The sequence below is a fragment of the Kitasatospora sp. NPDC004745 genome (assembly GCF_042873275.1).
Classification (GTDB): Bacteria; Actinomycetota; Actinomycetes; order Streptomycetales; family Streptomycetaceae; genus Kitasatospora.
Genome location: NZ_JBIALK010000007.1, coordinates 52,344 through 77,399 on the forward strand (window position 1 = coordinate 52,344; position 25,056 = coordinate 77,399).

The 25,056-nt window shown below is 74.4% G+C and carries 20 protein-coding genes; 15 read left to right on the top strand and 5 right to left on the bottom strand.

What is annotated here, in order from left to right:
* Positions 1-68: 68 nt before the first annotated feature.
* Both ACFYUY_RS15085 and ACFYUY_RS15090 read left to right on the top strand, forming a co-directional pair.
* Complete coding sequence (locus tag ACFYUY_RS15085; protein WP_387900818.1) at positions 69-992, top strand: DUF4231 domain-containing protein; 924 nt, start codon at positions 69-71, stop codon at positions 990-992.
* A gap of 181 nt (positions 993-1,173) precedes the next feature.
* On the top strand, positions 1,174-2,886 hold the full coding sequence (locus ACFYUY_RS15090; protein ID WP_387900820.1) for a hydrogenase maturation protein: 1,713 nt from the start codon (positions 1,174-1,176) through the stop codon (positions 2,884-2,886).
* A 68-nt stretch (positions 2,887-2,954) separates the two neighbouring features.
* Here ACFYUY_RS15090 and ACFYUY_RS15095 read toward each other — a convergent pair whose 3' ends face one another.
* Positions 2,955-3,761 carry an MHYT domain-containing protein gene (locus tag ACFYUY_RS15095; protein WP_360212570.1) on the bottom strand — a complete coding sequence of 269 codons (807 nt, stop codon included), beginning with the start codon at positions 3,759-3,761 and terminating at the stop codon, positions 2,955-2,957.
* Between the two features lie 297 nt (positions 3,762-4,058).
* Entirely contained in the window at positions 4,059-4,454 is a 396-nt protein-coding gene (locus ACFYUY_RS15100; protein WP_387900822.1) for a VOC family protein, read from the bottom strand.
* A 265-nt stretch (positions 4,455-4,719) separates the two neighbouring features.
* On the opposite strand from ACFYUY_RS15100, the gene ACFYUY_RS15105 reads away from it, so the two are divergent.
* Both ACFYUY_RS15105 and ACFYUY_RS15110 read left to right on the top strand, forming a co-directional pair.
* Complete coding sequence (locus ACFYUY_RS15105) at positions 4,720-5,154, top strand: MarR family transcriptional regulator (RefSeq protein WP_360212566.1); 435 nt, start codon at positions 4,720-4,722, stop codon at positions 5,152-5,154.
* Between the two features lie 357 nt (positions 5,155-5,511).
* A complete protein-coding gene (locus tag ACFYUY_RS15110; protein ID WP_360212662.1) occupies positions 5,512-6,801 on the top strand; it encodes an MFS transporter in 1,290 nt (429 codons plus the stop codon).
* A 42-nt stretch (positions 6,802-6,843) separates the two neighbouring features.
* Here ACFYUY_RS15110 and ACFYUY_RS15115 read toward each other — a convergent pair whose 3' ends face one another.
* On the bottom strand, positions 6,844-7,380 hold the full coding sequence (locus tag ACFYUY_RS15115) for a GNAT family N-acetyltransferase (RefSeq protein WP_360212564.1): 537 nt from the start codon (positions 7,378-7,380) through the stop codon (positions 6,844-6,846).
* A 69-nt stretch (positions 7,381-7,449) separates the two neighbouring features.
* Here ACFYUY_RS15115 and thpR point away from each other — a divergent pair, with 69 nt between their 5' ends.
* The gene (thpR, locus tag ACFYUY_RS15120; RefSeq protein ID WP_360212562.1) at positions 7,450-8,037 is read left to right on the top strand and encodes an RNA 2',3'-cyclic phosphodiesterase; all 588 of its coding nucleotides are present in this window, start codon (positions 7,450-7,452) and stop codon (positions 8,035-8,037) included.
* A 283-nt stretch (positions 8,038-8,320) separates the two neighbouring features.
* On the opposite strand, the gene serC is transcribed toward thpR, so the two are convergent.
* Together serC and ACFYUY_RS15130 are read right to left on the bottom strand one after the other, a co-directional pair.
* The gene (serC, locus tag ACFYUY_RS15125; RefSeq protein WP_360212560.1) at positions 8,321-9,439 is read right to left on the bottom strand and encodes a phosphoserine transaminase; all 1,119 of its coding nucleotides are present in this window, start codon (positions 9,437-9,439) and stop codon (positions 8,321-8,323) included.
* 163 nt (positions 9,440-9,602) lie between these two features.
* A complete protein-coding gene (locus ACFYUY_RS15130; RefSeq protein WP_360212558.1) occupies positions 9,603-10,703 on the bottom strand; it encodes a citrate synthase 2 in 1,101 nt (366 codons plus the stop codon).
* A gap of 418 nt (positions 10,704-11,121) precedes the next feature.
* Here ACFYUY_RS15130 and pdxH point away from each other — a divergent pair, with 418 nt between their 5' ends.
* The 10 genes from pdxH to ACFYUY_RS15180 all read left to right on the top strand — a co-directional run bounded on the left by pdxH (position 11,122) and on the right by ACFYUY_RS15180 (position 25,013).
* On the top strand, positions 11,122-11,754 hold the full coding sequence (pdxH, locus tag ACFYUY_RS15135) for a pyridoxamine 5'-phosphate oxidase (RefSeq protein ID WP_360212660.1): 633 nt from the start codon (positions 11,122-11,124) through the stop codon (positions 11,752-11,754).
* 244 nt (positions 11,755-11,998) lie between these two features.
* Complete coding sequence (gene fxsA, locus ACFYUY_RS15140) at positions 11,999-12,190, top strand: FxSxx-COOH cyclophane-containing RiPP peptide (protein WP_360212556.1); 192 nt, start codon at positions 11,999-12,001, stop codon at positions 12,188-12,190.
* 138 nt (positions 12,191-12,328) lie between these two features.
* Positions 12,329-13,738 (top strand): TIR-like protein FxsC, encoded by a 1,410-nt coding sequence (locus ACFYUY_RS15145; protein WP_360212554.1) that lies wholly within the window; start codon positions 12,329-12,331, stop codon positions 13,736-13,738.
* Positions 13,728-17,741, top strand: a complete 4,014-nt coding sequence (fxsT, locus tag ACFYUY_RS15150) for an FxSxx-COOH system tetratricopeptide repeat protein (RefSeq protein ID WP_387900826.1) — start codon at positions 13,728-13,730, stop codon at positions 17,739-17,741. Before ACFYUY_RS15145 ends, fxsT begins: the two co-directional genes overlap by 11 nt.
* Positions 17,742-17,837: 96 nt before the next feature.
* Positions 17,838-19,121: an FxsB family cyclophane-forming radical SAM/SPASM peptide maturase gene (locus tag ACFYUY_RS15155; protein ID WP_387900828.1), complete on the top strand. Its 1,284-nt coding sequence runs from the start codon at positions 17,838-17,840 to the stop codon at positions 19,119-19,121.
* 14 nt (positions 19,122-19,135) lie between these two features.
* Entirely contained in the window at positions 19,136-20,200 is a 1,065-nt protein-coding gene (locus ACFYUY_RS15160) for an aKG-HExxH-type peptide beta-hydroxylase (protein WP_387900829.1), read from the top strand.
* Between the two features lie 372 nt (positions 20,201-20,572).
* Positions 20,573-20,758 (top strand): FxSxx-COOH cyclophane-containing RiPP peptide, encoded by a 186-nt coding sequence (fxsA, locus tag ACFYUY_RS15165; RefSeq protein WP_360212546.1) that lies wholly within the window; start codon positions 20,573-20,575, stop codon positions 20,756-20,758.
* A gap of 91 nt (positions 20,759-20,849) precedes the next feature.
* Positions 20,850-23,198 (top strand): FxsB family cyclophane-forming radical SAM/SPASM peptide maturase, encoded by a 2,349-nt coding sequence (locus tag ACFYUY_RS15170; protein ID WP_387900831.1) that lies wholly within the window; start codon positions 20,850-20,852, stop codon positions 23,196-23,198.
* 152 nt (positions 23,199-23,350) lie between these two features.
* Complete coding sequence (locus ACFYUY_RS15175; RefSeq protein ID WP_360212542.1) at positions 23,351-24,061, top strand: AAC(3) family N-acetyltransferase; 711 nt, start codon at positions 23,351-23,353, stop codon at positions 24,059-24,061.
* 187 nt (positions 24,062-24,248) lie between these two features.
* Positions 24,249-25,013 carry a hypothetical protein gene (locus tag ACFYUY_RS15180; RefSeq protein ID WP_387900833.1) on the top strand — a complete coding sequence of 255 codons (765 nt, stop codon included), beginning with the start codon at positions 24,249-24,251 and terminating at the stop codon, positions 25,011-25,013.
* Positions 25,014-25,056 lie beyond the last annotated feature (43 nt).

A 25,056-nucleotide genomic window follows, 5' to 3' on the forward strand; every position in this document is an offset into this window, starting at 1 on the left:
AGGCGACTGTTGAGGGCAGTTGGCGGTGGGAATACTGCCTGGACGGACACGGGGAGGGGACGCGACCGATGGTGCAACAGGATCCGCCCGGGGGGGACGAGGCGAAGCTGCTGCCGGACCTGTTCTGGACGGCGGACAAGGCTTCGCTGGACGGCCAGCGCGAGACGCTGCGCTGGTACCGCGGACTGATCGCGATGCTGGTGATCGCGGCCGTGATCGGCTCGTTCCCCGGCCCGGACCACAAGGGCGACAGCGACATCACGCCACTGTTCTCGGTGGCCGCCTTCCTGGTCGCCGGCTACTTCTGGTCGCGGCTGCGCCGCGGCAACCCGCAGGGCCGGTGGTACGAGGCCAGGGCGGCGGCCGAGTCGGTCAAGACGCTGGCCTGGAAGTACACCGTCCGGGCCCGGCCGTTCGACGGCGGGGCGGACTCCGCGGACGTCGACCGCGGCTACCTGCTCCAGCTCGAGGACGTGCTGCGGGCCTTCGAGGACTCGGAGATCGTGCCGCCCGGCTCCGTCCCGGAGATCACCGAGGAGATGCGGCGGGTGCGGGCCGGGAGCCTGACCGCCCGCCGCACGCTCTACCTGCGCACCCGGGTGGAGGGGCAGCGCACCTGGTACCGCGCCCGGGCCGAGGCGTGCGAGACGCAGGCGGTGTCCTGGGGGCTGGGCATCGCCGCGCTGATCATCATCGGTGCGGCGGCGGCCATCGCCCAGGCGACCGGAGCCCTCCAGGTGCACGTGTTCGGGGCCAGTTCGGCCGCGGCGGCCGCCGTCATCGCCTGGACGCAGCTCAAGCAGCTGCGCCCGCTGGCCGCCGCCTACCAGCTGGCCGCGCGCGAGCTGGAGAACGTCGGCAACCAGCTCTCCGACCTCGACCTGCGGGCGCCGGACGCCGAGGCGCGCTGGGCCCGGCTGGCCGCCGAGGCGGAGGACGCGGTGTCCCGCGAGCACACCACCTGGCGGGCCCGCCGGGCGTTCCCGAGGTAGCCGGGAGGCGTCAACTCGGGGGAGGGGCTGGGGAGATCCGGCGAAGCAGGGACCATCCCGGGGGCACAGGTGTGCGGGGTGCGTGAGGGTCGGGCGGGGAGCCGCGGAACGTAATCATTACGTGTCCATGCCCTGGTTTCATCGCCTCCGCGCGACCCCCAGTCCTGCCCGGAGGCCCTTCTTGCGCATTCTCCTGATCACCAGCGCGTTCAACAGCCTGACCCAGCGCGTCCACACCGAGCTGCGCGAGCGCGGCCACCGGGTGGCCGTCCGACTCGCCCTCGACGAGGAGCGGATGCGGGCGGCGGTGGCCGACACCGACCCCGAGCTCATCGTCTGCCCGATGCTCACCAAGGCCGTGCCGGAGGACATCTGGTCCACCCGGACCGTCCTGATCGTGCACCCCGGCCCGCAGGGCGACCGCGGCCCCTCCTCGCTCGACTGGGCGATCACCGAGGGGGCGGAGCGCTGGGGCGTGACCGTCCTGCAGGCCGTCGAGGAGATGGACGCCGGTGACGTCTGGGCGTCCGTCGAGTTCCCCGTCACCGCCTGCGGCAAGAGCGAGCTGTACCGCGGCGAGGTCGCCGACGCCGCCGTCGAGGCCGTCCTGCTCGCCGTCCAGCGCTTCCAGGGCGGGCTGTTCACCCCCGAACCGCTCGACTACGGCCGGCCGGACGTCCACGGGAGGCTGCGGCCGCCGCTCCGGCAGGGGGACCGGCGGATCGACTGGGCCGCGGACGACACCGCGACGGTGCTGCGCAAGCTGCGGGCCGCCGACTCCCAGCCCGGTGTGCTCGACGAGCTGTACGGCCGCGAGTACTTCCTGCACGGCGGCCACCCCGAGGACGAGCTGCGCGGCCCGGTGCCCGGCGCCGTGCTCGCCACCCGCGACGGCGCGATCTGCCGGGCCACCACGGACGGCGCGGTGTGGATCCCGCAGCTGCGCCCGCGCCGCACCCCCGGCGGCCCGGCCACCTTCAAGCTGCCGGCCGCGACGGTGCTCGCCGACCGGCTGCACCGGGTCCGCGAGGTGCCGGTGAGCCCGTCGTCGGCGGCCCGCCGGGACACCTGGTCGGAGCTGCGCTACCGCGAGGAGGGCGACGTCGGCTTCCTGGAGTTCGCCCACGCCGGCGGTGCGATGGACACCGGGCAGTGCCGCCGGCTGCTCGCCGCCTACGTGGAGGCGGCCGACCGGCCCACCTCGGTGCTGGTGCTCGGCGCGCCCCGGGACTTCTACTCCAACGGGATCCACCTCAACGTCATCGAGGGCGCGTCCTTCCCGGCGCTGGAGTCCTGGGAGAACATCAACGCGATGGACGACCTCGTCCACGCGGTCCTCACCACCACCGACAAGCTCACCGTCGCCGCACTGGCCGGGAACGCGGCGGCCGGCGGCCTGATGCTGGCGCTCGCCGCGGACGAGGTGTGGTGCCGGGAGTCGGCGGTGCTCAACCCGCACTACCGGCTGATGGGCCTGTACGGCTCCGAGTACTGGACGTACACCCTGCCCGCCCGGGTCGGCGCCGAGCGGGCCGAGCGGCTCACCACGGAGGCGCTGCCGGTCGGCGCCGAACAGGCCCGCCGGATCGGGCTGGTGGACCGCACCCGCGGCGGGGACGCCGCGGCCTTCCGCCGCTGGGTGGCCCGCGAGGCCGCCCGGCTCGGCGGCTCGCCCGAGCTCGCCGGGCGACTGGTGGAGAAGAAGCGCCGCCGGGCCGCCGACGAGGAGGCGAAGCCGCTGGCCGAGTACCGGGCGGAGGAACTGCGGCGGATGCACGCCAACTTCTACCGGGCCGGCGAGCCGTACCACGCGCTGCGGCGGGACTTCGTGCACAAGGTCTGCCCGGTGGCCACGCCGGCGCACCTGACCGGACTGCTCGGCCGTCCGGAGTAGCCGGGGTCATCGCGCGGCGGCGCCCGGCCGGGGTGGGGGACCCGGCCGGGCGCCGCCGCGCCGGGGGTTCAGCGCTGGGCGCCGACCCGGTTCAGCGGCCGCCGCTGCCGCGGCACCAGCGGGGCCGCCGGTCCGGCCAGCAGGGGCTGCGAGGAGGCGCGGCTGGGGGAGACCGCGAAGGCCAGCGAGCCGAAGAAGACGTAGCAGCCGAGCCCGACGCCCAGCGGGAAGATGAACTGGAGCGCCATCACCCCGCTCTGGACGGACTGCGCCGGGTCCAGTCGCACCGAGAGCGCCGCCATGCCGGTGTAGTGCATCGCGCAGACCGCCACGCCCATCACCGGCGCGGCCGCCAGGACGGCGAGCGTGCCGCGGATGTTCAGGGCGGCCCAGAGCGCCGCCGTCGCGGCGAACACCGCGATCCCGACGGAGAGTCCGACGGTGACGTGGTCGTAGCCGAGGTGGCCGGGCAGGACCATCGCCGCCATGCCCAGGTAGTGCATGGCGGCGACGCCGAGTCCGGTGGTCAGGCCGCCGGCCAGCAGCGACAGGACGGGCCTGCGGCTGTACCCGACGGTGAACAGCCCGACGCCGACGACGGCGACGGCGACCACGAGGCTAAGCACGGTGAGCCCGGGCCGGTAGCGGATCTCGACCCCGCTGACGGAGAAGCCGAGCATCGCGATGAAGTGCATGGACCAGATGCCGGCCCCGAGCGAGCTGGAGGCGAAGAGCAGCCAGACCGCGCGGGTGCGGCCCTGCGAGACGAGGGCCCAACGGGCGCTGCGCAGCGCGACGAAGGCGCCCACGCAGGCGATGAAGTACGAGACCGCCGGTGTCACCCAGCCGTGGTCGGCATGGTGGATCTCACCCAAGAGAGCTCCCTGGAGGGATGAGGGGATGCGGGCGCCAGGGCTCGGGCGGAGGCGGTGGGCCGGAACGGGTCGGCCGGTGGAACGCGCGGGTGGGCGCGGGAGGACGAGGGCTCCGCCGTGGGGAGACCTGGGCGTGTGGTGCCCCTGACAACGGGGACAGTAGCCACTGCCCGGCGGCGGCACAATGTTCGGGGTTTTCGTGAAATCCCAGGTCAGGATGGCCCTTTACGCGGTCTGCATGATCTTGGCACCAAGCCCTGACACCGCCTGCGCACGGCCCCCGGGCCGGTTGGTGCGTTACTCCAGGGGGGCTAGCCCGAACGGGTGGCCGGCCGGGTCGATCAGCACCTTGAGCGTCCGGCCGTGCTGGTACGTCGGCTCGGTCGCGCCGAGCTCCAGCGCCTTCGCGGTGGCCTCGTCGAGGTCGTCCACGTAGAAGTCGAGGTGGAAGTGCTTGCTGCCGTCCGGCTCCGTCCACGGCTCCGGGCGGTAGTCGGTGACCCGGCCGAAGCCGAGCGGGCTGCCGCCCTCGGGGTTGTCCAGGATCGCGAAGTGCTCGTCCGAGTGCCGGGTCTCCCAGCCGAGCAGCTCGCCGTAGAACGCGGCCAGCGCGACCGGGTCGGCGCAGTCGATGGTGACCATGGCGAGCCGGGCGAAGCCGGTGTCGTTCTGCTCGGTGGCGAGGTCGGACATGTGTGGTCGGCCCTTCTGGGAGTGGTGTCGGCCCTTGCGGAAGGGGGAGCGGGCACCCGGCGGCGCGTCGGATCGTGGCCTACGACCAGCATCGCACCGGGGCGATCTTCCGGCGCGGCGGTGCGTGCGGGAGAGGGTGGCGCGGGGCCGCCGGGTGGGGGGTGCCGCGGTGCGTGCGGCGGTGTCGGGTACCGGGGCCGCCGGGGCGGGCGGGGCGGGCGGGAACCAATTTTCCTTAGCGAGAGTAATGAGATAGGCTAAGGACATGCCCGAGATGTCCGAGCAGGACCTCGCAGCGGTCAACCAGCTGCGGTCGTCCACGATGCGCCTCTCCCGTCGACTCAAACACCAGAGGGTGGAGGAGTCGCTGAGCCCCACCGAGATGGGGGTGCTGGGCACCCTCGCCCGGTGCGGGAAGGCCACACCGGGTGAGCTCGCCCGGAAGGAGCACGTGCAGCCCCCGTCGATGACCAGGATCGTCGCGATGCTGGAGGAGAAGGGGCTGGTGCGGCGCGAGCCGCACCCCGAGGACCGCCGCCAGGTGGTCGTCAGCAGCACCGAGCAGGCGGAGGCGATCCTCGCGGAGAGCCGCCGCCGGCGCAATGTCTGGCTCGCCGAGCTCGCCGAAGGGCTCGACGAGGAGGAATGGGCCGTCCTCCGCGAGGCCGCGCCCGTGCTCTACAAGCTCGCACACCTCTAGGCACACCCACTCCGGCGAGCCGGCCGGAAGAAGAAGGAGCACCGCATCACCGCAGGACCGACCACCGAAACCAGGAGCGCGACGGCCTTCGCCAGGGCCGCCGCGCCGCGAGGGGAGACCACCTTGACACCGCCGGCCGCAGCCAGCGCCGCCGCCGTCCGCACCGACGACGTGACCACCGACCCCACCGCGGCCGGTGCCGCGGCCGCCGACCTCCAGGCACCCGCCCCCACGGGGCTGCCCGGCAGCGGCGACGACGACCCCGACGAACGCACCGCGGCGGACGACCCCGCCGCTCCCGGCCGCAGCCACGCGGCCACGTCCCCCACCGGAGCCCGCTTCACCCGGCCCGGGGGGATGTTCTCCTCCCTGCGCGTCCGCAACTACCGCTACTACTTCGCCGGCCAGGTGGTGTCCAACACCGGCACCTGGATGCAGCGGATCGCCCAGGACTGGCTGGTGCTCAGCCTCACCGGCAGCCCGCTCGCCGTCGGCATCACCACCGCCATGCAGTTCCTGCCGATGCTGCTGCTCGGCCTGTTCGGCGGCGTGCTCGCCGACCGGATGCCCAAGCGCCGGCTGCTGGTCTACACCCAGGGCGCGATGGGCCTGCTCGCCGCCGGCCTGGCCGTCCTGACCATCGGCGGCGTCGTGACGCCGTACTACGTGTACGCCTTCGCGCTGCTGCTCGGCCTGGTCACCGTGGTCGACAACCCGACCCGGCAGGCCTTCGTCTCCGAGATGGTCGGCCCCAAGGACCTCTCCAACGCGGTCAGCCTGAACGCCGCCAACTTCCAGACCGCGCGCCTGGTCGGCCCCGCCGTGGCGGGCCTGCTGATCGCCGCGGTCGGCAGCGGCTGGGCGTTCGCCGTCAACGCGCTGTCCTTCGCCGCCGTGATCGGCGGGCTGCTCGCCATGCGCGAGTCCGAACTGCGCCCGACCGCGCCGATCGCGCGTGAGAAGGGGCAGTTGAAGGAGGGGCTGCGGTACGTGAAGGAGCGGCCAGAGCTGCTCTGGCCGATGGTCCTGGCCGGCTTCATCGGCACCTTCGGCTTCAACTTCCCGACGCTGCTCTCCGGTTTCGCCCACGACACCTTCAAGGTGGGCGCCGGGCAGTACGGCCTGCTGAACACCGCGATGGCGGTCGGTTCGCTGGCCGGCGCGCTGCTCGCGGCCCGCCGCGGCGCACCCCGGCTGCGCCGGCTGGTGGGGGCCGCGCTGGCCTTCGGCACGCTGGAGGTGGTCGCCGCGTTCGCGCCCGACTACTGGACCTTCGCGGTGCTGCTCACCCTGATCGGGGTGTTCGGGCTCAGCTTCAACACCTCCGTCAACTCCGCGCTGCAGCTGGGCACCGACCCGGCGATGCGCGGCCGGGTGATGGGGCTGCTGGTGCTGGTCTTCACCGGTGGCACGCCGATCGGCGCCCCGGTCGTCGGCTGGGTGACCGCCTCGTACGGGCCCCGGCTGGGCCTGCTGGCCTGCGGACTGGTGTCCGCGCTGGCCGCCGGCGTGGTCGGACTGGTGCTCGCCCGCAGCGCCGACCTGCGGCTGCGCCTCGACCTGCACCCGGGCCGCGGCGGGCGGGTGGTGGCCTTCGTGCCGCGCACCGGCACCACCAGCAAGTCCCAGCTGGCCGCCGCCTGCTGACGGGCCGCCGGGCCCCGGGGGAGTGCCCCCGGGGCCCCGCGGTCACAGCCGGATGGCGAGGACCTGGCCGGGCCAGACGCCGTCCCCCTGCGCGACCTCGAAGCCCTCGGTCTCGGTGAAGCCGAGCGCGCGGTAGCGGCCGACCAGCTTGCGGTCCGCGCCCGCGTAGCAGTCCACCCGCAGCAGGCCGAGGCCGCGCCGGCGGGCCTGCGCCACGGCGTCGGCGATCAGCGCGGCGCCGATCCCCGAGCCCTTGCGGCTGCGGTCGGTGACCAGGTTGCGGATGAACAGCTCGGGCTCGTCCGCCGGCGGGACGTGCGGCCCGCGCTCCTCGGAGAGCACGCAGGAGCCGACCGTGCGGCCCTCGCCGTCCACGGCGAGCCGGATCAGGAACGGCTCCGCGCCGTACCGGGCGACGTGCCCGGCCCGGGCCGGGACGGTGCTGAAGGGCTGGTCGCCCCACTGGCCGGTGCGGCCCTGGCCGGCCAGCCAGGCGACGGCGCCGTCGAGCAGGGCGAGCACGTCCGGGATGTCGTCGGGGCCGCCGGTGCGGATCGTCACGCCAAGGGAATCGGTCATGGGACGTTCTAACCCGGACGGCCTCCCGCGGGAAAGCGGGGGCGCGGCGGCGCGGGGGAGGATGGCGGCATGAGGCTGTTCGTGGCGGTGCACCCGCCGGACCGGGCGCTGCGGGGGCTCGCCGCCGCGGTCGAGCCGCTGCGCGGGCTGCCGGGGGCGGACCGGCTGCGCTGGACCGCCGTCGACGGGTGGCACCTGACCCTGGCGTTCCTCGGCGAGGTGGCGCCCGAGCGGGTGCCGGAGCTGGAGGCCGGCCTGGCCGGGGTCGCCGAGGTCCACCCGGTGCACCGGCTGCGGCTGTCCGGGGCGGGCCGGTTCGGCGACCGGGTGCTCTGGGTCGGGGTGGAGGGGCAGGCCAGGGCGCTGGGCCGGCTCGCGGAGGCCGTGTCCGGGGCCGTCGCCGAGGTGGCCGGGGCGGCCGGTGCCGAGGCCTTCCACCCGCACCTGACCCTGGCCCGGGCGGGCTCCTCGCGCGGCCACCGGCGGGCCGTCCAGCGGGTCACGGCGGCCGAGCTGGACGCCCTGGCGGCCGTGCTGGCCGACTACCGGGGGCCGGAGTGGGAGGCCGCCGAACTGCACCTGGTGCGCAGCGACCCGGACGGCGGCGGGGCGCGCTACACCACGCTGCGCTCCTGGCCGCTGGCGGACTGGTGCTGAACCGCCCCGCGGGCGGGCCCGGCGGCGCTCCGCGGGCCCGGCGGCGGGGGAGCGGACCGGCCTCGGCGTCCGGACGGGTGTGGGCCGGAGGTACCCTCGTTGACCGTGGATCCCAAGACTCGTATGCGTATCGTGACCGGCACCCTGGTGCTGCTGCTGGTCGTCGTGCTGATCAGCTCGCTGTCCGGCCGCTAGGGCGCCCCCGGACGCCCCCGGGGCCGCCCGGGGACGGCTGAGGGCCACCGCCCGCCGGGCGGTGGCCCTCAGCCGTGCGTGGAGCCCGTCAGAGCTGCTCGACCACGTGGTCGATGCAGGCGGTGAGCGCCTCGACGTCGGCCGGGTCGATGGCCGGGAACATCGCGATGCGCAGCTGGTTGCGGCCGAGCTTGCGGTACGGCTCGGTGTCCACGATGCCGTTGGCACGCAGTGCCTTGGCGACCGCGGCGGCGTCCACCGACTCGTCGAAGTCGATGGTGCCGACCACCTGGGAGCGCTCGGCCGGGTTGGCCACGAACGGGGTGGCGTAGGAGGACTTCTCGGCCCACGAGTACAGCCGGGACGAGGAGTCGGCCGTCCGGGCGACGGCCCAGTCCAGCCCGCCGTTGCCGTTCAGCCACTCCAGCTGGTCGGCCAGCAGGAACAGGGTGGCGATCGCCGGGGTGTTGTACGTCTGGTCCTTCGACGAGTTGTCGATGGCCGTCGGCAGGTCGAAGAACGGCGGGATGTAGCGGCCGGAGCCGGCGATCTCGGCGGCGCGCTCCAGGGCGGCCGGGGAGAACGCGGCCAGCCAGAGGCCGCCCTCGGAGGCGAAGGACTTCTGCGGCGCGAAGTAGTAGACGTCGGTCTCGGTGATGTCCACCGGCAGGCCGCCGGCGCCCGAGGTGGCGTCCACCAGGACGAGCGAGCCCTCGTCGGTGCCCACCGGGCGCTTGATCGGCATCGCGACGCCGGTCGAGGTCTCGTTGTGGGTGAGGCCGTAGACGTCCACGCCGGCCTCGGCGACCGGCAGCGGGTGGGTGCCCGGGGCGGTCTTGATCACGGTCGGCTCGGCGAGCCAGGGCGCGGCCTTCACCGAGGAGGCGAACTTGGAGGAGAACTCGCCGAAGTCCAGGTGCTGGGACTTCTCCCGCACCAGGCCGAAGGCGGCGATGTCCCAGAAGGCGGTGGAGCCGCCGTTGCCGAGGACGACCTGGTAGTCCTCGGGGAGCGAGAAGAGGCTGCTCACGCCCTCGCGCACGCGCTTGACCAGGTTCTTGACCGGGGCCTGGCGGTGGGAGGTGCCGAGCAGCGAGGTCTGGGTGGCGGCGAGGGCACTCAGGGCCTCGGGGCGCACCTTGGACGGTCCGCAGCCGAAACGGCCGTCTGCGGGCTTGATGTCAGCGGGGATCTGGATCTGAGCCACGCGCGCAGCCTACCGGCCGGGAACCGGCCCGGGGTACGGTCGTCCGCCTCCTGAGATTGTGATCTTCGCTGCCCCCCGACGTGCGGACAGCGGGCCCGGCGGAGGCCGGACCCGCTGTTCAGAGGCGGTGCGCAGGCGGTCGACCGGTGTGCGGCCGGTCGACTCAGTGGGCGATGGCGCCCCAGCCCTCGATCTCCTCGGGGCGGCGCGGGCCGGGGCCGATGTAGCGCGCGGCGGGGCGCACGAGCCGGCCCGTGCGCTTCTGCTCCAGGATGTGCGCCGACCAGCCGGCGGTGCGCGCGCAGGTGAACATCGAGGTGAACATGTGCGCCGGGACCTCGGCGAAGTCCAGCATGATGGCGGCCCAGAACTCGACGTTGGTGGCCAGCACGCGGTCCGGGCGGCGGTTGTGCAGCTCCTCCAGCGCGGCCTTCTCCAGCGCCTCGGCGACCTCGAAGCGCGGCGCGCCGAGCTCCTTGGCGGTGCGGCGCAGCACGCGGGCGCGCGGGTCCTCGGCGCGGTAGACGCGGTGGCCGAAGCCCATCAGGCGCTCGCCGCGGTCCAGCGCGTTCTTGACCCAGGCGGTGGCGTCGCCGGTGCGCTCGATCTCCTCGATCATGCCGAGCACGCGGGACGGCGCACCGCCGTGCAGCGGGCCGGACATCGCGCCGACCGCACCGGACAGGGCGGCCGCGACGTCGGCGCCGGTGGAGGCGATGACGCGGGCGGTGAAGGTGGAGGCGTTCATGCCGTGCTCGGCGGCGGACGTCCAGTAGGCGTCGATGGCCTTGACGTGCTTCGGGTCCGGCTCGCCCCGCCAGCGGATCATGAAGCGCTCGACGACCGTCTCGGCCTTGTCGATCTCGCTCTGCGGGACCATCGGCAGGCCCTGGCCGCGGGCCGACTGGGCCACGTACGACAGTGCCATCACGGCGGCCCGGGCGAGGTCGTCGCGGGCCTGCTCGGCGGAGATGTCCAGCAGCGGCTTGAGGCCCCAGACCGGGGCGAGCATGGCGAGCGCGGACTGCACGTCGACCCGGATGTCACCGGAGTGGACGGGGATCGGGAAGGGCTCGGCGGCCGGCAGGCCGGGGTTGAACTTGCCGTCCACCAGCAGGCCCCAGACGTGGCCGAAGGAGACGTGACCCACCAGGTCGTCGATGTCGACACCGCGGTACCGCAGGGCGCCGCCTTCACGGTCGGGTTCGGCGATCTCGCTCTCGAACGCGACGACTCCCTCAAGTCCGGGTACGAAGTCGGACATGCGACGGCTCCTTCAGTTCTGCGATCGGCGCTCCGCCGTGGTGGGGCGGGCACGCCAGTGACCGAATGGTGGTTGGCACTCGGTGCCAGAGTGACAGGCACGGGGTGCATTGCGCCATACACCACCGCGGTGATGTTGCCCATGGGCCCGCTTGACTTTTCCGCCGAGGGTCGGTCGTGCCCGGGAAATCTCCGGAGCCAAACGTCTGGTTCCGGACAATTCACCGTACGACGGGCGGTCAAGCGGTGGCGAGACACCTTATCTCCCACCGCGGTTTGTCCGGAGGTAGCGGTGCCGGTTGCTTGTCGTACGGGATGATGTTGACGTGCAGACCCCGGAACGCGCCCAGTCGACGCCCCAGAGCCCCGCCACCCGGATCCTGGCCGACGAGGCCCGCCCCGGCCCGGACCTCACCGTGATGCGCAAGCACTACACCCACGAGGGCCTGGTCGAGGAGCAGCTCGCGCCAGAGCCGATCGGCCAGTTCACCCGCTGGTTCCACGAGGCCGACGACGCCGGACTGGTCGAGCCCAACGCCATGGTGCTCTCCACCGCCGACGCCGCGGGGCGGCCCAGCTCGCGCACCGTCCTGCTCAAGGGGTACGACCTGCGCGGCTTCGTGTTCTTCACCAACTACGGCTCCCGCAAGGGCGCCGAGCTCGCCGCCAACCCGCACGCCGCACTGCTCTTCCCGTGGGTCGCGCTGGCCCGCCAGGTGATCGTCCAGGGCCGGGTGGAGAAGGTCGGGCGGGACGAGACCGCCGCCTACTTCCGCACCCGGCCGCACGGCTCCCAGCTCGGCGCCTGGGCCAGCGAGCAGTCCAGCCCGGTCGGCAGCCGCGAGGTCCTCGAACAGCGCTACGCCGAACTGGAGCGCCGCTACCCGGAGGGCGAGGGCGTGCCGGTGCCGCCGTTCTGGGGCGGATACCGGGTGGTGCCGGAGAGCGTCGAGTTCTGGCAGGGCCGGGAGAACCGGCTGCACGACAGACTGCGCTACCTCGCCGAGCCGACGGCCCCCACCGGGTGGCGGGTCGAGCGGCTCTGCCCGTAGGGCGACCTCCCGGTCCGTCGGCGCCCCGGCTCGTCCGGCCCGTCCGGCCCATCCCGCATCCCGCATCTTGCATCCCGCATCCCGGCGCCCCGGCCCGTCCGGCGCTCCCGGCGCGCGGCGTCACCACGGAACTGATGACCCGTCATGCCCGATGTGTAACAATGTGCTGCCCGTCGCGCGGTGCCCGGGTCGAGGCTCTTCCGGCCGGCAGCCCGCTGTGCCGGCACGATCGAGTGAGGGACTGATGGGCGTCACCGGTACGGAAACCGCCGCTGGACTCGGCTCGGACCTGGTCGACGTCGCCGCCCTGCCGCTCGACGAACTCGACGCCCTGCCCGAGACCGTCCTCGGCGACCTGCTGCGCCGGGTGGTCGCGGACGCCCTGACCCCCGGCGCCGAGCCGCTCGCCGCCTTCCAGTCGGCCCTCGACCGCTGACCCGACCGGCGGCTGACCGCCGGTTAAACCCCAGGTGGCCCGCGGAGTTCGACAACTTCCCGCGAGGTTGGTGGAGTTCACGACATGCTGGGTATCAAACCAGCGCCGTCGAGGCACCGTCGGGCCCGGGGGGAAAAGGTGTCGGAGCATCAGCAGGACCAGCGGAAGCCCTACTTCTTCTTCAGCTACGCGCGTCGCGACTACGAGGCCGAGGACGCCTTCGTCGACCAGTTCTTCAACGACCTGAGGGACGAACTCGGCCGGATCGAGTCGGCCGCCCGGGCCGACGAGATCGCCTACCGCGACACCGAACAGCTGCGCCTCGGCGACGAGTGGGCCCAGCAGCTGGCCCGGATGCTCGGCCGCAGCCGGACCATGGTCGCGCTCTACTCCCCCGCCTACTTCGCCAGCCTCTACTGCGGCAAGGAGTGGACCGCCTTCCGCGGCAGGGTCCGGCGCCACCAGGAGGAGCACGGCGAGCTGATCCCGGCCCTCGTCCCGGTGCTCTGGGAGCCCGTCGCGCCCGGGGAGCTGGCCGAGGAGGTCACCAAGATCCAGTGGGCCCAGCCGGACATGGGCGAGGCCTACGCCCGCTACGGGCTGCGCGCCCTGCTGCGCACCGGGCCGCAGGGCGACGCCTACCTCCAGGTCGTCCGGGTGGTCGCCGAACGCGTCCGGGCCGCGGCCGCGCGGCGGCTCACCGAACTCGCCGACTTCGACCTCGGCGCCGTGCGCGGCTACTTCCCCGGGCCCGCCCCCATCGAGCCGGCGCCCAGCCCCGGGATGGTCCGGCTCTTCATCGCCGCCGGCCAGGCCTCCGACGCCGCCGCGGGCGGCTCGTACGCCGGCGGCTGGTACGGGGCCAAGCCCTGGCACTGGGCGCCCTACCACCCGCCCGTCCGGCCCTCCCTGGCCGCTCGCGCCCAGCAGGTGATCACCGCGGCCGGGCACACCACCACCCTGGAGGAGATCGGCGCCGGCCTCGGCGAGCAGCTCGACCAGGCCCGTGAGGACAGCCAGGTCAGCGTCCTGCTGGTGGACCCGTGGGTGGCCGCCGCCGACCGCTACCGCTCCGCGCTGCGCGAGTACGACGACCACAACCACCCGGTCACCGGCGTGATGGTCCCCGACGGCAGCGGCGACCCGGGCGACGGGCCGGAGCACGACGCGCTGTGGGCCGGCGTGCGCGGCGTGTTCCGCCGCAACTGGCTGCGCCGGAGCGACCCGGAGCACTTGTTCCGGGTCAAAGTGAACCGGGAGAGTTTCGACACCGACCTCACCATCATGGTGACGGTCGCCCAGAACAAGCTCATGGACGACAACTTCGATTGGGAGGACGATGGCGGCGGAGCCGCGTTCGGCCTCGGCCCCGACGGCGGGAGCGGCCCGGCGATGCCCGGGCTGTCCGCCCCGCCCGCCCCGCGGGGCCCGCGCCACGACCCGATCGCCCGACCCGACCCGCTCCCGGGCCGGGACGACGTGCCCAGACCGCGCCGCAACCAGGACGAGGCGGAGCCGCTGAGGGGAGACCAGGACGATGATCACTGAGCCCGGTGCAGAGCGGGAGCGCGGCGGACCGGGATCGGTCGTCACGTTCTACTCCTTCAAGGGCGGCACCGGCCGGACCATGGCCCTGGCCAACGTCGGCTGGATCCTCGCCAGCCGGGGCCTGCGGGTGCTGGTCGTCGACTGGGACCTGGAGGCGCCCGGCCTCCACCGCTACTACCACCCGCTGCTGGTCGACCCCGAACTGCACTCCACCGAGGGCCTGATCGACCTGCTGCGCTCCTACGTCCGGCAGGCCCTGCCCTCCGCCCTCGGACCGACCGGCCTGCCCCCGGCGGCCTGGCTGGACGAACCCGGCCGGCTGGACGGCTACATCTGCGGCCTCGCCCTCGACCTGCCCCCGGGCGGGCGGCTCGACTTCCTGCCCGCAGGCCGGCAGAACGCCGCCTACGCCGCCGCCGTCACCAGCTTCAACTGGCGCAGCTTCTACCACGGCCGGGACATCCGCGGCGGCGAGTTCCTGCGCGAACTGCGCGAACGCTGGGCGCGCGGCTACGACTACGTGCTCATCGACAGCCGCACCGGCGTCAGCGACACCTCCGGCATCTGCACCGTCCTGATGCCCGACACCGTCGTCGACTGCTTCACCTTCAGCGCCCAGAACATCCGCGGCGGCGTCGACGCCGCCCGCGCCATCGCCGAGGCCGAGGAACGGGCCATCCGGGTCCTGCCGGTGCCGATGCGGGTCGAGGACGCCGAGCAGGAGCGTCTGGAGGCCGGCCGCGACTACGCCCGGGAGTCCTTCGCGCCCTACCTCGGCCGCTGGCTGAGCGCCGACCGGCGGGCCGGCTACTGGGCCGACGTCGAGGTGCCGTACAAGCCCTTCTACGCCTACGAGGAGGTGCCCGCCACCGTCGCCGACCGCCCGCAGGAGGCCCGCAGCCTGCTCAACGCCTTCGAACGGCTGGCCGGGTGGATCACCGACGGGCGGGTCCGCACCCTGCGACCGCTCACCTCCGAGACCCGCCGCCGGCTCTACGGCGCCTACCTGCGCTCCGCCCGCGCGGTGCCCCGCCAGGTGTTCGTCAGCTACGCGCCCGAGGACCGGATGTGGGCCGAGTGGGCGGCCGGCACCCTCACCCGCTTCGGCTACCAGGCCTCGCTGCACAACGCGGCCGATCCGTACACCGGCAACCGGCCGCCGGAGGTCACCGGGCCGCTCGACGGCCAGGGCCGGCTGCTCGCCCTGCTCTCGCCCGAGTACACCGCGCTCGCCCGCGCCACCGAGGTCTGGCAGCTGCTGAACGGACGCGAACTCGCCTCCGGCTCACCGGCGCTGGTCGCCCTGCGACTGCAGGACTCGGACGAGCCGGTGCCCCGCCCGTTCGTCGGCCAGGCCGCGCCCGACCTGGTCCGCTCCTCGGCCGTGGCCGCCGAGTCCCAGCTCTACGGCGAGCTCGGCCCGCCCCCCGGCGGCACCCGCCAGGGCGACTCCGACAGCGGTGAGTTCGCCGCCCCCGCCCGCTTCCCCGGGACCGCCCCGCAGGTCCAGGAGGCGCCTTCGCGCAACGCCTCCTTCATCGGCCGCGGCAAGCTGCTCGAACTCCTCCGCAACCGCTTCACCGGCGGCCCCGCCGCGGTGCTCAGCCAGGTCCTCTACGGCTTCGGCGGCGCCGGCAAGTCGCAGATCGCCGCGGAGTACGCGCACCGCTTCAAGGCCGCCTACGACGTGGTCTGGTGGGTGCCCGCCGAGGAGCCCGCCAACATCCCGCAGAAGCTCGCCGAACTCGCCCCCCGGCTCGGCGTGCCGAGCAGCGACGACGTCGCCCACACCGCGGCGGCGGTGCTCGACGCGCTGCGCCGCGGCCACCCCTACCGGCGCTGGCTGCTCGTCTTCGACAACGCCGGCACCCCGGAGGAGCTCGCGCCCTGGCAGCCGGCCGGTTCCTCCGGCGGGCACGTGCTGATCACCTCCCGCAACCAGGGCTGGGCCCGGCACGCCGGTCTCGTCGAGGTCGACGTCTTCCTCCGCGAGGAGAGCGTCCGGCTGCTGCGCCGCTTCAACGGCGGCCTCTCCCCGGAGGACGCCGACCAAGTCGCGCAGCGGCTCGGCGACCTGCCGCTCGCCGTCGGCCAGGCCGCGGTCTGGCTCCAGGAGACGTCGATGCCGATCGCCACCTACCTGGAACTGCTCGACGAAGAGCTCACCGAGATGCTCGAGCGCACCCGGCTGCGCACCGCCGACTACCCGCACTCCGCCGCCGCGACCTGGCGCATCTCGGTCGAGGAACTGCGCCGGATGAACGCCCCGGCCGCCCAGATCCTGGAGATCTGCGCCTTCTTCGGGCCCGACGCCATCCCGATGCGGCTGCTCTACAGCCGGGCCGTCACCCGGGCCCTGCGGCTGCCCCCGCGCGCGCCCCGCGACAAGCTCGCGATCGGCGAGTTCCTGCGCGCCATCAACCGGTTCGGGCTCGCCCGCACCGACCAGGGCAGCGAGACCATCACCGTGCACCGGCTGGTCCAGGCGGTGCTCCGGGACCAGGTCGAGGAGGAGCGCCGGGCCGAACTGCGCGCCGTCGTGCACGCCGCGCTGGCCACCGCCAACCCCGGCGACCCGGACGTCCCCGCCAACTGGTCCGAGTACGCCGAACTCCTGCCCCACCTCTGGCCGTCCGGCGCCGTCGACAGCGCCGACGAGGACGTCCGGCAGTGGATCATCGACTCGGTCCGCTACCAGTGGAAGCGCAGCCTGCACGAGTCCGGCCGGGAGCTCGCCGAACGCACCCTCGAGCACTGGCGCCGGGACGGCTACGGCGGCCCCGGCTTCGACGCCGACAACGACGCCCAGACCCTCATGCTGCGGACCCAGCTGAGCAACATCCGCCGCTCCCAGGGCGCCCTCCAGGAGGCGTACGAGATGGACCGCGACATCCTGGAGCGGTTCACCGCCACCCTCGGCCCCGAGCACTCGCACACCCTCGCCGTCGCCAACAGCCTCGGCGCCGACCTGCGCTTCCTCGGCCGCTACGACGAGGCCCGGGCGCTGGACCGGCGCACCCTGGACGCCGCCCGGCGCACCCTCGGCCCGGACCACCCGCGCACCCTGATGATCACCAACAACCTGGCCGTCTCCGACTACCTGGCCGGCGACCGCCGGGCCGCCCTCGAACGCCACCGCAGCAACTACCTCCAGCAGCGCGACGCCCTCGGCGCGCACAGCCTCTACGCCCTCTCCTCGGCCAGCAACTACGCCCGCGACCTGCGCGAGACCGGCCGGCTCCGGGAGGCGCTGGACCTGCTGGAGGAGACCGTCCGGATCTACCAGCAGACCATCGGCGACGCCCACACCGACACCCTGCGCGCCCGCAAGAACCTCGCGGTGGCACTGCGCCGGGCCGGCCGCTACAACGAGGCCCTGGAGATCGACGAGGACATCTACCAGCGCTACCTGGACATCAACGGCGCCGAACACCCCGACACCCTCGCCGCCGCCACCAACCTGGCCAGCGACCTCAACGCCCTCGGCGACACCGACCGGGCCATCCCGCTCGCCGAACGGGCCCTCGCCCGCTACCGCGACTACCTGGGCGAGAACCACCCGGTGACGCTCGCCGGCGCCAACAACCTCTCGGTCTACCTGCGGCTGGCCGGCCGGGCCACCGAGGCCCGCGAGCTGTCCGGGCGGACCCTGGCGCAGTTCCGCACCGTCCTCGGCGACCACCACCTCTACATCCCGATCGCGATGATGAACCACGCCAACGACCTCGCCCTGGCCGGGGAGACCGAGGCGGCCCTCGCCGTGGAGCAGGAGGCGGCACCGCTGATGACGGCGACCCTCGGCCCCGACCACTACGACTCCATCGGGATCAACTCCAACCTCTCGTTGTCCCTGGCCGCGGTCGGGCTGACCGAACGGGCCGCCGAGCTGCGCGCGGACTGCATCCGCCGGGCCCGGGTGACCCTCGGGGAGGAGCACCCGACGACGGTGGCGGTGAAGGCCGGGCACCGGCTCGACTCCGACGTCGAACCCCCGCACGTGTGACGGCCGGTCCGGTGCCGGGGGCCCGGCGCCGGGCCCCCTCGTGCGGATCCCCGCCGGATCCGGCGAATCCGGGGGAGAGGACCTAGGCTCACCCGCATGGTGCCGTTCCGGCAGTTCCTGCTGAAGATCCACAGCCGGTGCAACCTGGCCTGCGACTACTGCTACATGTACGAGGCCGCGGACCAGGGTTGGCGCGACCGGCCGCGGCGGATGGCGCTGCCGACGGTCCGCCGGGCCGCCCGGCGGATCGCCGAGCACGCGGCCGAGCACGGGCTCGACGAGGTCGCCGTGGTGCTGCACGGCGGCGAGCCGCTGCTCGTCGGCGCGGGCCACCTGGACGCCCTGCTGGGGGAGTTGGCCGCGGCCGGGCCGCGGATCCGGTTCAGCCTGCAGACCAACGGGCTGCGGCTGCTGGACGAGCCCGCGCTGCTCGACGTGCTGCACCGGTACCGGGTCGCGGTCGGGGTGTCGCTCGACGGGACCCGGGCCGACCACGACCGGCACCGGCTGCTGCCCTCCGGCCGGGGCAGCTGGGACCGCACGGCCGAGGCGGTGCGGCTGCTCGGCTCGGCCGAGCACCGGGAGCTGTTCGCCGGACTGCTCTGCGTCGTCGACCTGCGGGCCGACCCGGTGGCCACCTACGAGGCGCTGCTGGAGTTCGCGCCGCCCCGGCTCGACCTGCTGCTGCCGCACGCGACCTGGGCCGCCCAGCCGGCCGGGGTGCGGCGGGAGCCGCCCTCCGCGCCGCCCTCCGGCACGGAGCCCGCGCCCTACGGGGAGTGGCTGATCGCGGCCTTCGACCGCTGGTACGGCGCCCCCCGGCGGGAGACCGGCGTGCGGCTGTTCGAGGAACTGGCCGTGCTGCTGCTCGGCGGCCGGGCGGCCAGCGAGGCGGTCGGCCTGGCGCCGGTCGACCTCGTCGTGGTCGAGGCGGACGGCACGATCGAGCAGGCGGACAGCCTCAAGGTGGCCTTCGACGGGGCCGCCGGGACGGGCCTGGACGTCCGGCGGCACGGCTTCACCGAGGCGGCGGCGCACCCGGCGTTCCGGGCCCGTCAGCGGGGGCTCGCCGGGCTCGGCCCGGTCTGCGCCGGCTGCCCGCTGGCCCGGGTCTGCGGCGGGGGGCTCTACGCGCACCGGTACGCGGCCGGGGGCGGCGGCGGTGCGGCCGGGGGCGGCGGCGCGGGCGGGGGCGGCGGCGCGGGCGGTGCGGCAGTGGGCGTCGGAGGGGGTGCGGCAGGGGGCGCCGGCGGGGGCTTCACTCACCCGTCCGTGTACTGCGCGGACCTGGACCGGCTGATCCGCCACATCGCGGGGAGACTGCGGGCGGACCTGGCCGGAGCGGCCGGGGCGAGGGCCCGACGGGCCCAGCAGACCTAGCGGAAGGACGACCGGTGGCGGGTACGGACGAGGCGGTGGCGGCCGGAGTGCCGGGCGCGCGCGGGGCGGACGGGCTGCCCCGCCACGGGCTGGACCGGGCGACGTTCCGGGCGATCGCGGCCGCCCGCGGCGGAGCGGAGGCCGTCCGACCGCTGCGTGCCGGGCAGTTGAGCAAGCGGGCGCTGCTGCTGCTGGCGCTGCGGCGGGCCGCTCCGGACGACGAGGGCTACCGCGCGGCGTACGGCGAGGTGCGGGAGCTGCAGCGGGCCGACCGGGCGCGGTGGGAGGAGGTGCTGCTGCGGCCCGAGTTGGACGCCTGGGCGGCGGACTGCCTGCGCGGCCTAGCCGCCGGGGAACGCGTTCCGCTGGACGGGCTGGCCGCGTTCCTCCGGGCCGGGTCGGGCCCCGCGCTCGCGCTGGAGTGCGACGGGCTGGGCTGGAGCCCGGTGATCGACCACGCCGGGCCGCGCCGGGTGGACTACGGGCGGCCGCCGGCCGGTCCGCTCGGAGCTGCGGAACTCGGGCTCTGGGAGGATCAGTTGGAACGGGCCTGGCGGATCCTGGTGCGCCGGCACCCGGGGTACGCGCGGGCCGTCGCGGCCTGCGTGGGGGTGATCGTGCCGTTGCGCCCGGCCCCGGGCGGGGCGGCGGTCAGTGCCGCCGCCCGGCGGGCCTACGGCGGGGTGGCGGCCTCGCTGCCGGGCGATCCGGTGCTGCTGGCGCTGGCCCTGGTGCACGAGTTCCTGCACGTCCAACTCGGTGCCCTGCTCGACCTGGTGCCGCTGCACCGGCCCAACGGCGCGGCCGTCTACCACGCCCCCTGGCGGCCCGACCTGCGCCCGGTCGGCGCGCTGCTGCAGGGGACGTACGCCCACCTGGGGGTCGCGGACTTCTGGTGCGCCGAGGCGGGCTCGGGGGAGGGCGACCGGGCCCGGGCGCGGCGGGAGTTCGACTGCTGGCGGGCGCACACCGTCGCGGCCGCGGCTACGCTCCTGGGGAGTGGTGAACTGACGCCCGACGGAACGGAGTTCACGGCCGAGCTGGCGCGGGCGGCGGGTGCCCTGGGGGTCGCCGGCTGACCCCGGGCGGGCGGCGGGCCCGGGCGCGGCGGCAGCGGTGCCGGCGGCGGGTGTCGCGGCCGCGGTGGTGGCCGTGGGTGGTGGTCGCCCGCCCGGGGCGTGCGCCGGTCGCTCCGCGGCGGCGGTGCGGGGTGGCGGGCCGGCCTGGCGGACGCGCTTCGGCGCGCGCCAGGGCGAAGCGCGCGACCGCTGAACGGGTGAATTTTTGGGGTTGTGGAGGCTTCCGCAGGGCGCGGAGCGGCAGGGGAAGCGAAGTTGAGACCTCGATGCGCCGTCTTCGGGTGCGCCGGAGCCTTATCGTGGTGCCACTCAATCTTGGGTGGTTTCTCTTCCCACCCTCGGCCGTGCCTAACCGTGCATAAGGAAACGAATATGACAGCGGTAACCAGCACCCTGCCGGCCGGCAACCTGACTGACCCTCAGGAAGCCCCGGAGCGCCTCTCCCTCGCTGATCTGGCCGCACTGGGCGCGGAGGAGATCGCCGACCAGCTGCGCCGCGCGCTTCCCGGCGCGGACTCCGGTCTCGTACCGGTCGCGGCCTTCAACTCGTCGATCTGACCTGCTCCGTAGACCCGAACGGGATCCCAGACCGAGCTTCGACCGAACCAGATCCATGACGACGCGAATTCCGCTGCCCCTCACGCAATTCGTGATCAAGATGCACAGCCGGTGCGACCTCGCATGCGACCACTGCTACGTCTACGAGCACGCCGACAGCAGCTGGCGCAGCCGACCCAAGGTCGTCGGTGACGAGATCCTGGCCAAGGCCGCCGAACGCATCGGCGAGCACGCGGCCACCCACCGGCTGCCCGTCGTCCGGGTCGTCCTGCACGGGGGAGAGCCCCTGCTCGCCGGCCCGGAACGGCTCCGCCGTGCCGTCACGACGCTCCGCTCGGCGCTCCCGCCCGGATGCGTCCTCGACGCCCGCATCCACACCAACGGCGTGCTGCTCAGCCGCGCCTTCTGCGACCTGTTCGCCGAGACGGGCGTCAAGGTCGGCATCTCCCTGGACGGCGACAAGGCCGCCAACGACCGCCACCGGCGCTTCGCCGACGGGCGCAGCAGCCACCCGCAGGTCCTGCGGGCCGTCGCGCTGCTGCGCGAACCCGCCTACCGGCACCTCTACGCCGGGCTGCTGTGCACCGTCGACGTGGAGAACGACCCGGTCGCCGTGTACGGCGCGCTGGCCGCACTGGAACCCCCCGCGGTCGACTTCCTGCTCCCGCACGCGACCTGGGACGAGCCGCCGAAACGTCCCGCCGCCCTGGGGGAGACCCCGTACGCCGACTGGCTGCTCGCCGTCCACAGGCTGTGGGAAACCGGCGGCCGGCCCTTCGCCGTGCGCACCTTCGAATCCGTCCACCGCACCCGGCGCGGCCTCTCCAGCCTCACCGAGTCCCTCGGGCTGGAACCCTCCGACCTGGCCGTCCTGGAGACGGACGGGACCTTCGAGCAGGCCGACAGTCTGAAGACCGCATACGACGGCGCGCCCGCCACCGGCCTCAACGTCTTCGAGCACAGCCTCGACGACCTCGCCCGGCACCCCGGCATCGCCGCCCGCCAGTCCGGCCTCGCCGGGCTCGCCGCACAGTGCCGCGCCTGCCCCGTCGTGCGCTCCTGCGGAGGCGGTCTGTACGCCCACCGCTACCGGAGCGACGATGAGGGGGGCGGCTTCGACCATCCCTCCGTCTACTGCGGGGACCTCATGACCCTGATCAACGGCATCTCGGCCCACGGCGCTCCGGCGGCGGTGCCGGCGCAGAGCGGCGAACCCGTGCTGCCGACCGCGCTCACCCCGCCGCAACTCGACGAACTCGCCCGGGGGTACGGCGGCGCGGACACCGTGCGCGCCCTCACCCGCTCCCAACTCGCCCTCACCCGGGCCATGCTGGCCGCCGCCTGGGACGCCTCGGGGCAGTCCCGGGGCGAGGCGTGGTCCCTGCTCGCCGCCCTCGACACGGCCGCCCCGGCCGCCGTCGACGCCGTCCTCGCCCACCCGTACGCCCGCGCCTGGGCCGCCCGCCGGCTCGCCGGGGACCTCGGCACCGACCTCGGACCGCTCGCCGCCCTCGCCGCGGCCGCCGCCGTGCGGGCCGGCCGCGGGGACTCCGTCGCCGTACCGGTGCGCGACGGGTGGCTGCACCTGCCGACCCTCGGACGGATCGCGCTGCCCGCCGGGGAGGCGGTCGTCACCGGCACGGCCGAGGGCCTCACCGTGCGGGCGGCCGACGGCACGGTGCGCACGGTGCTGGACGAACCGCTGCGGACCGTCCGGCTCGCCGGGGGGTGGACCGTCCGGCTGGAGGACGTCGACCCGCTGCGGGACAGCCACGACCACCCCGTGTCCGGCCGCCTCACCGACGCCGAACTGCTCGACTGGACGGGCGCCCTGCGCGAGGCCTGGGAGCTGCTCGGCCGGGACCTGCCCGGCTACGCGGACGGCGTCGGGGCCGGCCTCGGCACCGTCACCCCGCTGCGCCCCGGGCCGGCCGGACGGGACGTCAGCTCGGCCGCCCGCCAGGCCTTCGGTGCCGTCGCCATCGCCCGGCCCGCCACCGCACCCACCCTCGCCCTGCTGCTCGCCCACGAGTTCCAGCACGTGAAACTCGGCGCCGTCCTCGACGTGCTGGACCTGTTCGACCGCGGCGACGCTACGCTCTACCTCGCCCCCTGGCGGCCCGACCCCCGGCCGCTCGAAGGGCTCTTCCAAGGCACCTACGCCCACCTGGCCGTCACCGAGTACTGGGGAACCCGCGCACTCGCGTACGACGGTCTGCCGGGCGAGGCCGCCGACCGGGCGCGGCGCGAGTTCGCGCTCTGGCGGCGGTACACCGCCGAAGCCGTCGAGCGGCTGGCCGGCTCCGGATCGCTGACCGCGGCCGGCTCGCGGTTCGCCGACGGCATGCGCGAGACCGTCACCCCGTGGCTCGCCGTGCCGCTGCCCGCCGCCGCCGAACGGGCCGCCGACCGCGCCCGGCGGGAACGCGCCGCCACCTGACCACACCAGCCCGCCTCGGGACACCCTCACCCGGGGCCCAACCCCGGGGAACCGTCATCCTGACCGAATCCCGCGCCGGCAGCGTCGCCGCCGCGCTCTCCCGCCGGAAACTCGTCCACGACCTCGTCCGGCTCGGCGTCCGCCCGGGCACGGTGCTGCACGTCCAGGCCTCCCTGCGGGCCCTCGGCCCGGTGGACGGCGGCGCCGACACCGTGGTGGACGCCCTGCTCGACGTGCTCGGCGACCGGGGCACCCTGGTCGCCTACACCGCCACGCCCGAGAACTCCGCCACCTCGCGGATCCACAAGGCCGCCACCGCCGGTCTCTCCCCGGCCGAGGTGACCGCCTACCAGGCCCGGATGCCGCCCTTCGACCCCGACGCCACGCCCTGCTCGACGACCATGGGGGCCCTCTCCGAGACCGTCCGCACCCGCCCGGGCGCGCTGCGCAGCAGCCACCCGCAGACCTCCTGGGCCGCCCTCGGGCGGCACGCCCGCGAGATCACCCACGACCACCCCCTCACCTCCCACCTGGGCCCCGCGTCCCCCCTCGGGCGCCTCTACGACCTGGACGCGCGGGTGCTGATGCTCGGCGTCCCGATGTCCCGCTTCACCGCCTTCCACCTCGCCGACCAGCGGATGCCGGACGTCCCGCTGCGCGAGTACCACTGCGCGGGCCCGGACGGCTGGATCACCTTCAAGGCCCCCGACCTGGACGACCTCCACTTCGGCTCCCTGGGTGAACGTTTCCTCGCGGAGGCCCGGCAGGTCACCACCGGCCGCATCGGCGGCGCCGACTGCCGCCTCGTCCCGGTCCGCGAGGCCGTCGACCTCGCCGAACACCTCCTCCGCCGGCACCGCTAGGCGGCACGCCCGTCCGGGCCTGCCCCCGTCCGCCCGTCCGCCCGTGCGCAGGAAGTCGGTCCGGCCGACTTCCTGCGCGCCCGCGGTCGTCGGGCATGTCCATGTCGTCGGACCGGGCCCCGCCCGCGGGCCCGGCGGGCCCGGGACGTAGGATCCGCGGGGTTGGTCACTCCACGAAGGGTTCGGCGTGAGCGTCAAGCGGGTTGCTGTTGCGGGTGTCGTCGTGGTCGCGCTGGGTGCGGTCGCCGCGTGCGGGGGAGGCGACACGGCGGGGAGTGCGGCGAGCGCCAGTCCGAGCGCGAGCGCGAGCGCGGAGCGGCTGGAGTCGGCGACCGGCGGGACGATCCTGGAGAAGGCGCACAAGGAGTTCGCCCGGGCGAAGTCGGTGAAGATCACCGGGAGTTCGGTGGAAGGGGGCCAGAAGGTCACCTTCACGGCGTCGGCCGCGGCCAACGGCGACTGCGCGGGGACGTTCGACTTCGGGGCGGACGGCAAGGCCGAGATCCTGCGGACCGCGGGACAGACCCTGGTCAAGGAGGACGCCGCACTGCTCGCCAAGCTGGCCGGCGCCGCCGCGGCGGAGCTGGGCAAGGGCCGGTGGATCCGGGCCAAAGCGGGCGACGACCTGTCCGTCGTCGGGTCCTTCTGCGACCTGAAGGGCACTCCGGTGTTCGGCGACGGCGACTGGTACAAGCTGGTCAACTCGGACGGCGCCCAGACGGTGAACGGGCAGAAGACGGTGGCGATCTTCTCGGGCTCGCAGGACGGCGGAAGCTACCGGGGGTACGTCGCCGTGGAGGGCCCGGCGCGACCGGTCCGGGTCGAGTCGATGCGCCTGGAGGGGGCCACGGACGGCGTGACGATGGACTTCTCCGACTACGACGCGCCCGTCACCGTCACGATGCCGCCCGCCGACCAGATCATCGACTTGTCGACGATCAAGAAGTCCTAGCGCGACCGCGGTCGACCGCACGTCGGACCGCCATCGTTTCGGT

Excerpts from the sequence above, each read along its gene's own strand:
- fxsT (WP_387900826.1), top strand. The coding sequence starts at position 13,728 with ATGATCACTGAGCCCGGTGCAGAGCGGGAGCGCGGCGGACCGGGATCG.
- ACFYUY_RS15105 (WP_360212566.1), top strand. The coding sequence starts at position 4,720 with ATGCCCGAGATGTCCGAGCAGGACCTCGCAGCGGTCAACCAGCTGCGG.
- fxsA (WP_360212546.1), top strand. The coding sequence starts at position 20,573 with ATGACAGCGGTAACCAGCACCCTGCCGGCCGGCAACCTGACTGACCCT.
- ACFYUY_RS15100 (WP_387900822.1), bottom strand. The coding sequence starts at position 4,454 with ATGTCCGACCTCGCCACCGAGCAGAACGACACCGGCTTCGCCCGGCTC.
- ACFYUY_RS15155 (WP_387900828.1), top strand. The coding sequence starts at position 17,838 with ATGGTGCCGTTCCGGCAGTTCCTGCTGAAGATCCACAGCCGGTGCAAC.
- ACFYUY_RS15130 (WP_360212558.1), bottom strand. The coding sequence starts at position 10,703 with ATGTCCGACTTCGTACCCGGACTTGAGGGAGTCGTCGCGTTCGAGAGC.
- fxsA (WP_360212556.1), top strand. The coding sequence starts at position 11,999 with ATGGGCGTCACCGGTACGGAAACCGCCGCTGGACTCGGCTCGGACCTG.
- ACFYUY_RS15115 (WP_360212564.1), bottom strand. The coding sequence starts at position 7,380 with ATGACCGATTCCCTTGGCGTGACGATCCGCACCGGCGGCCCCGACGAC.
- ACFYUY_RS15110 (WP_360212662.1), top strand. The coding sequence starts at position 5,512 with ATGTTCTCCTCCCTGCGCGTCCGCAACTACCGCTACTACTTCGCCGGC.
- thpR (WP_360212562.1), top strand. The coding sequence starts at position 7,450 with ATGAGGCTGTTCGTGGCGGTGCACCCGCCGGACCGGGCGCTGCGGGGG.
- pdxH (WP_360212660.1), top strand. The coding sequence starts at position 11,122 with ATGCGCAAGCACTACACCCACGAGGGCCTGGTCGAGGAGCAGCTCGCG.
- ACFYUY_RS15085 (WP_387900818.1), top strand. The coding sequence starts at position 69 with ATGGTGCAACAGGATCCGCCCGGGGGGGACGAGGCGAAGCTGCTGCCG.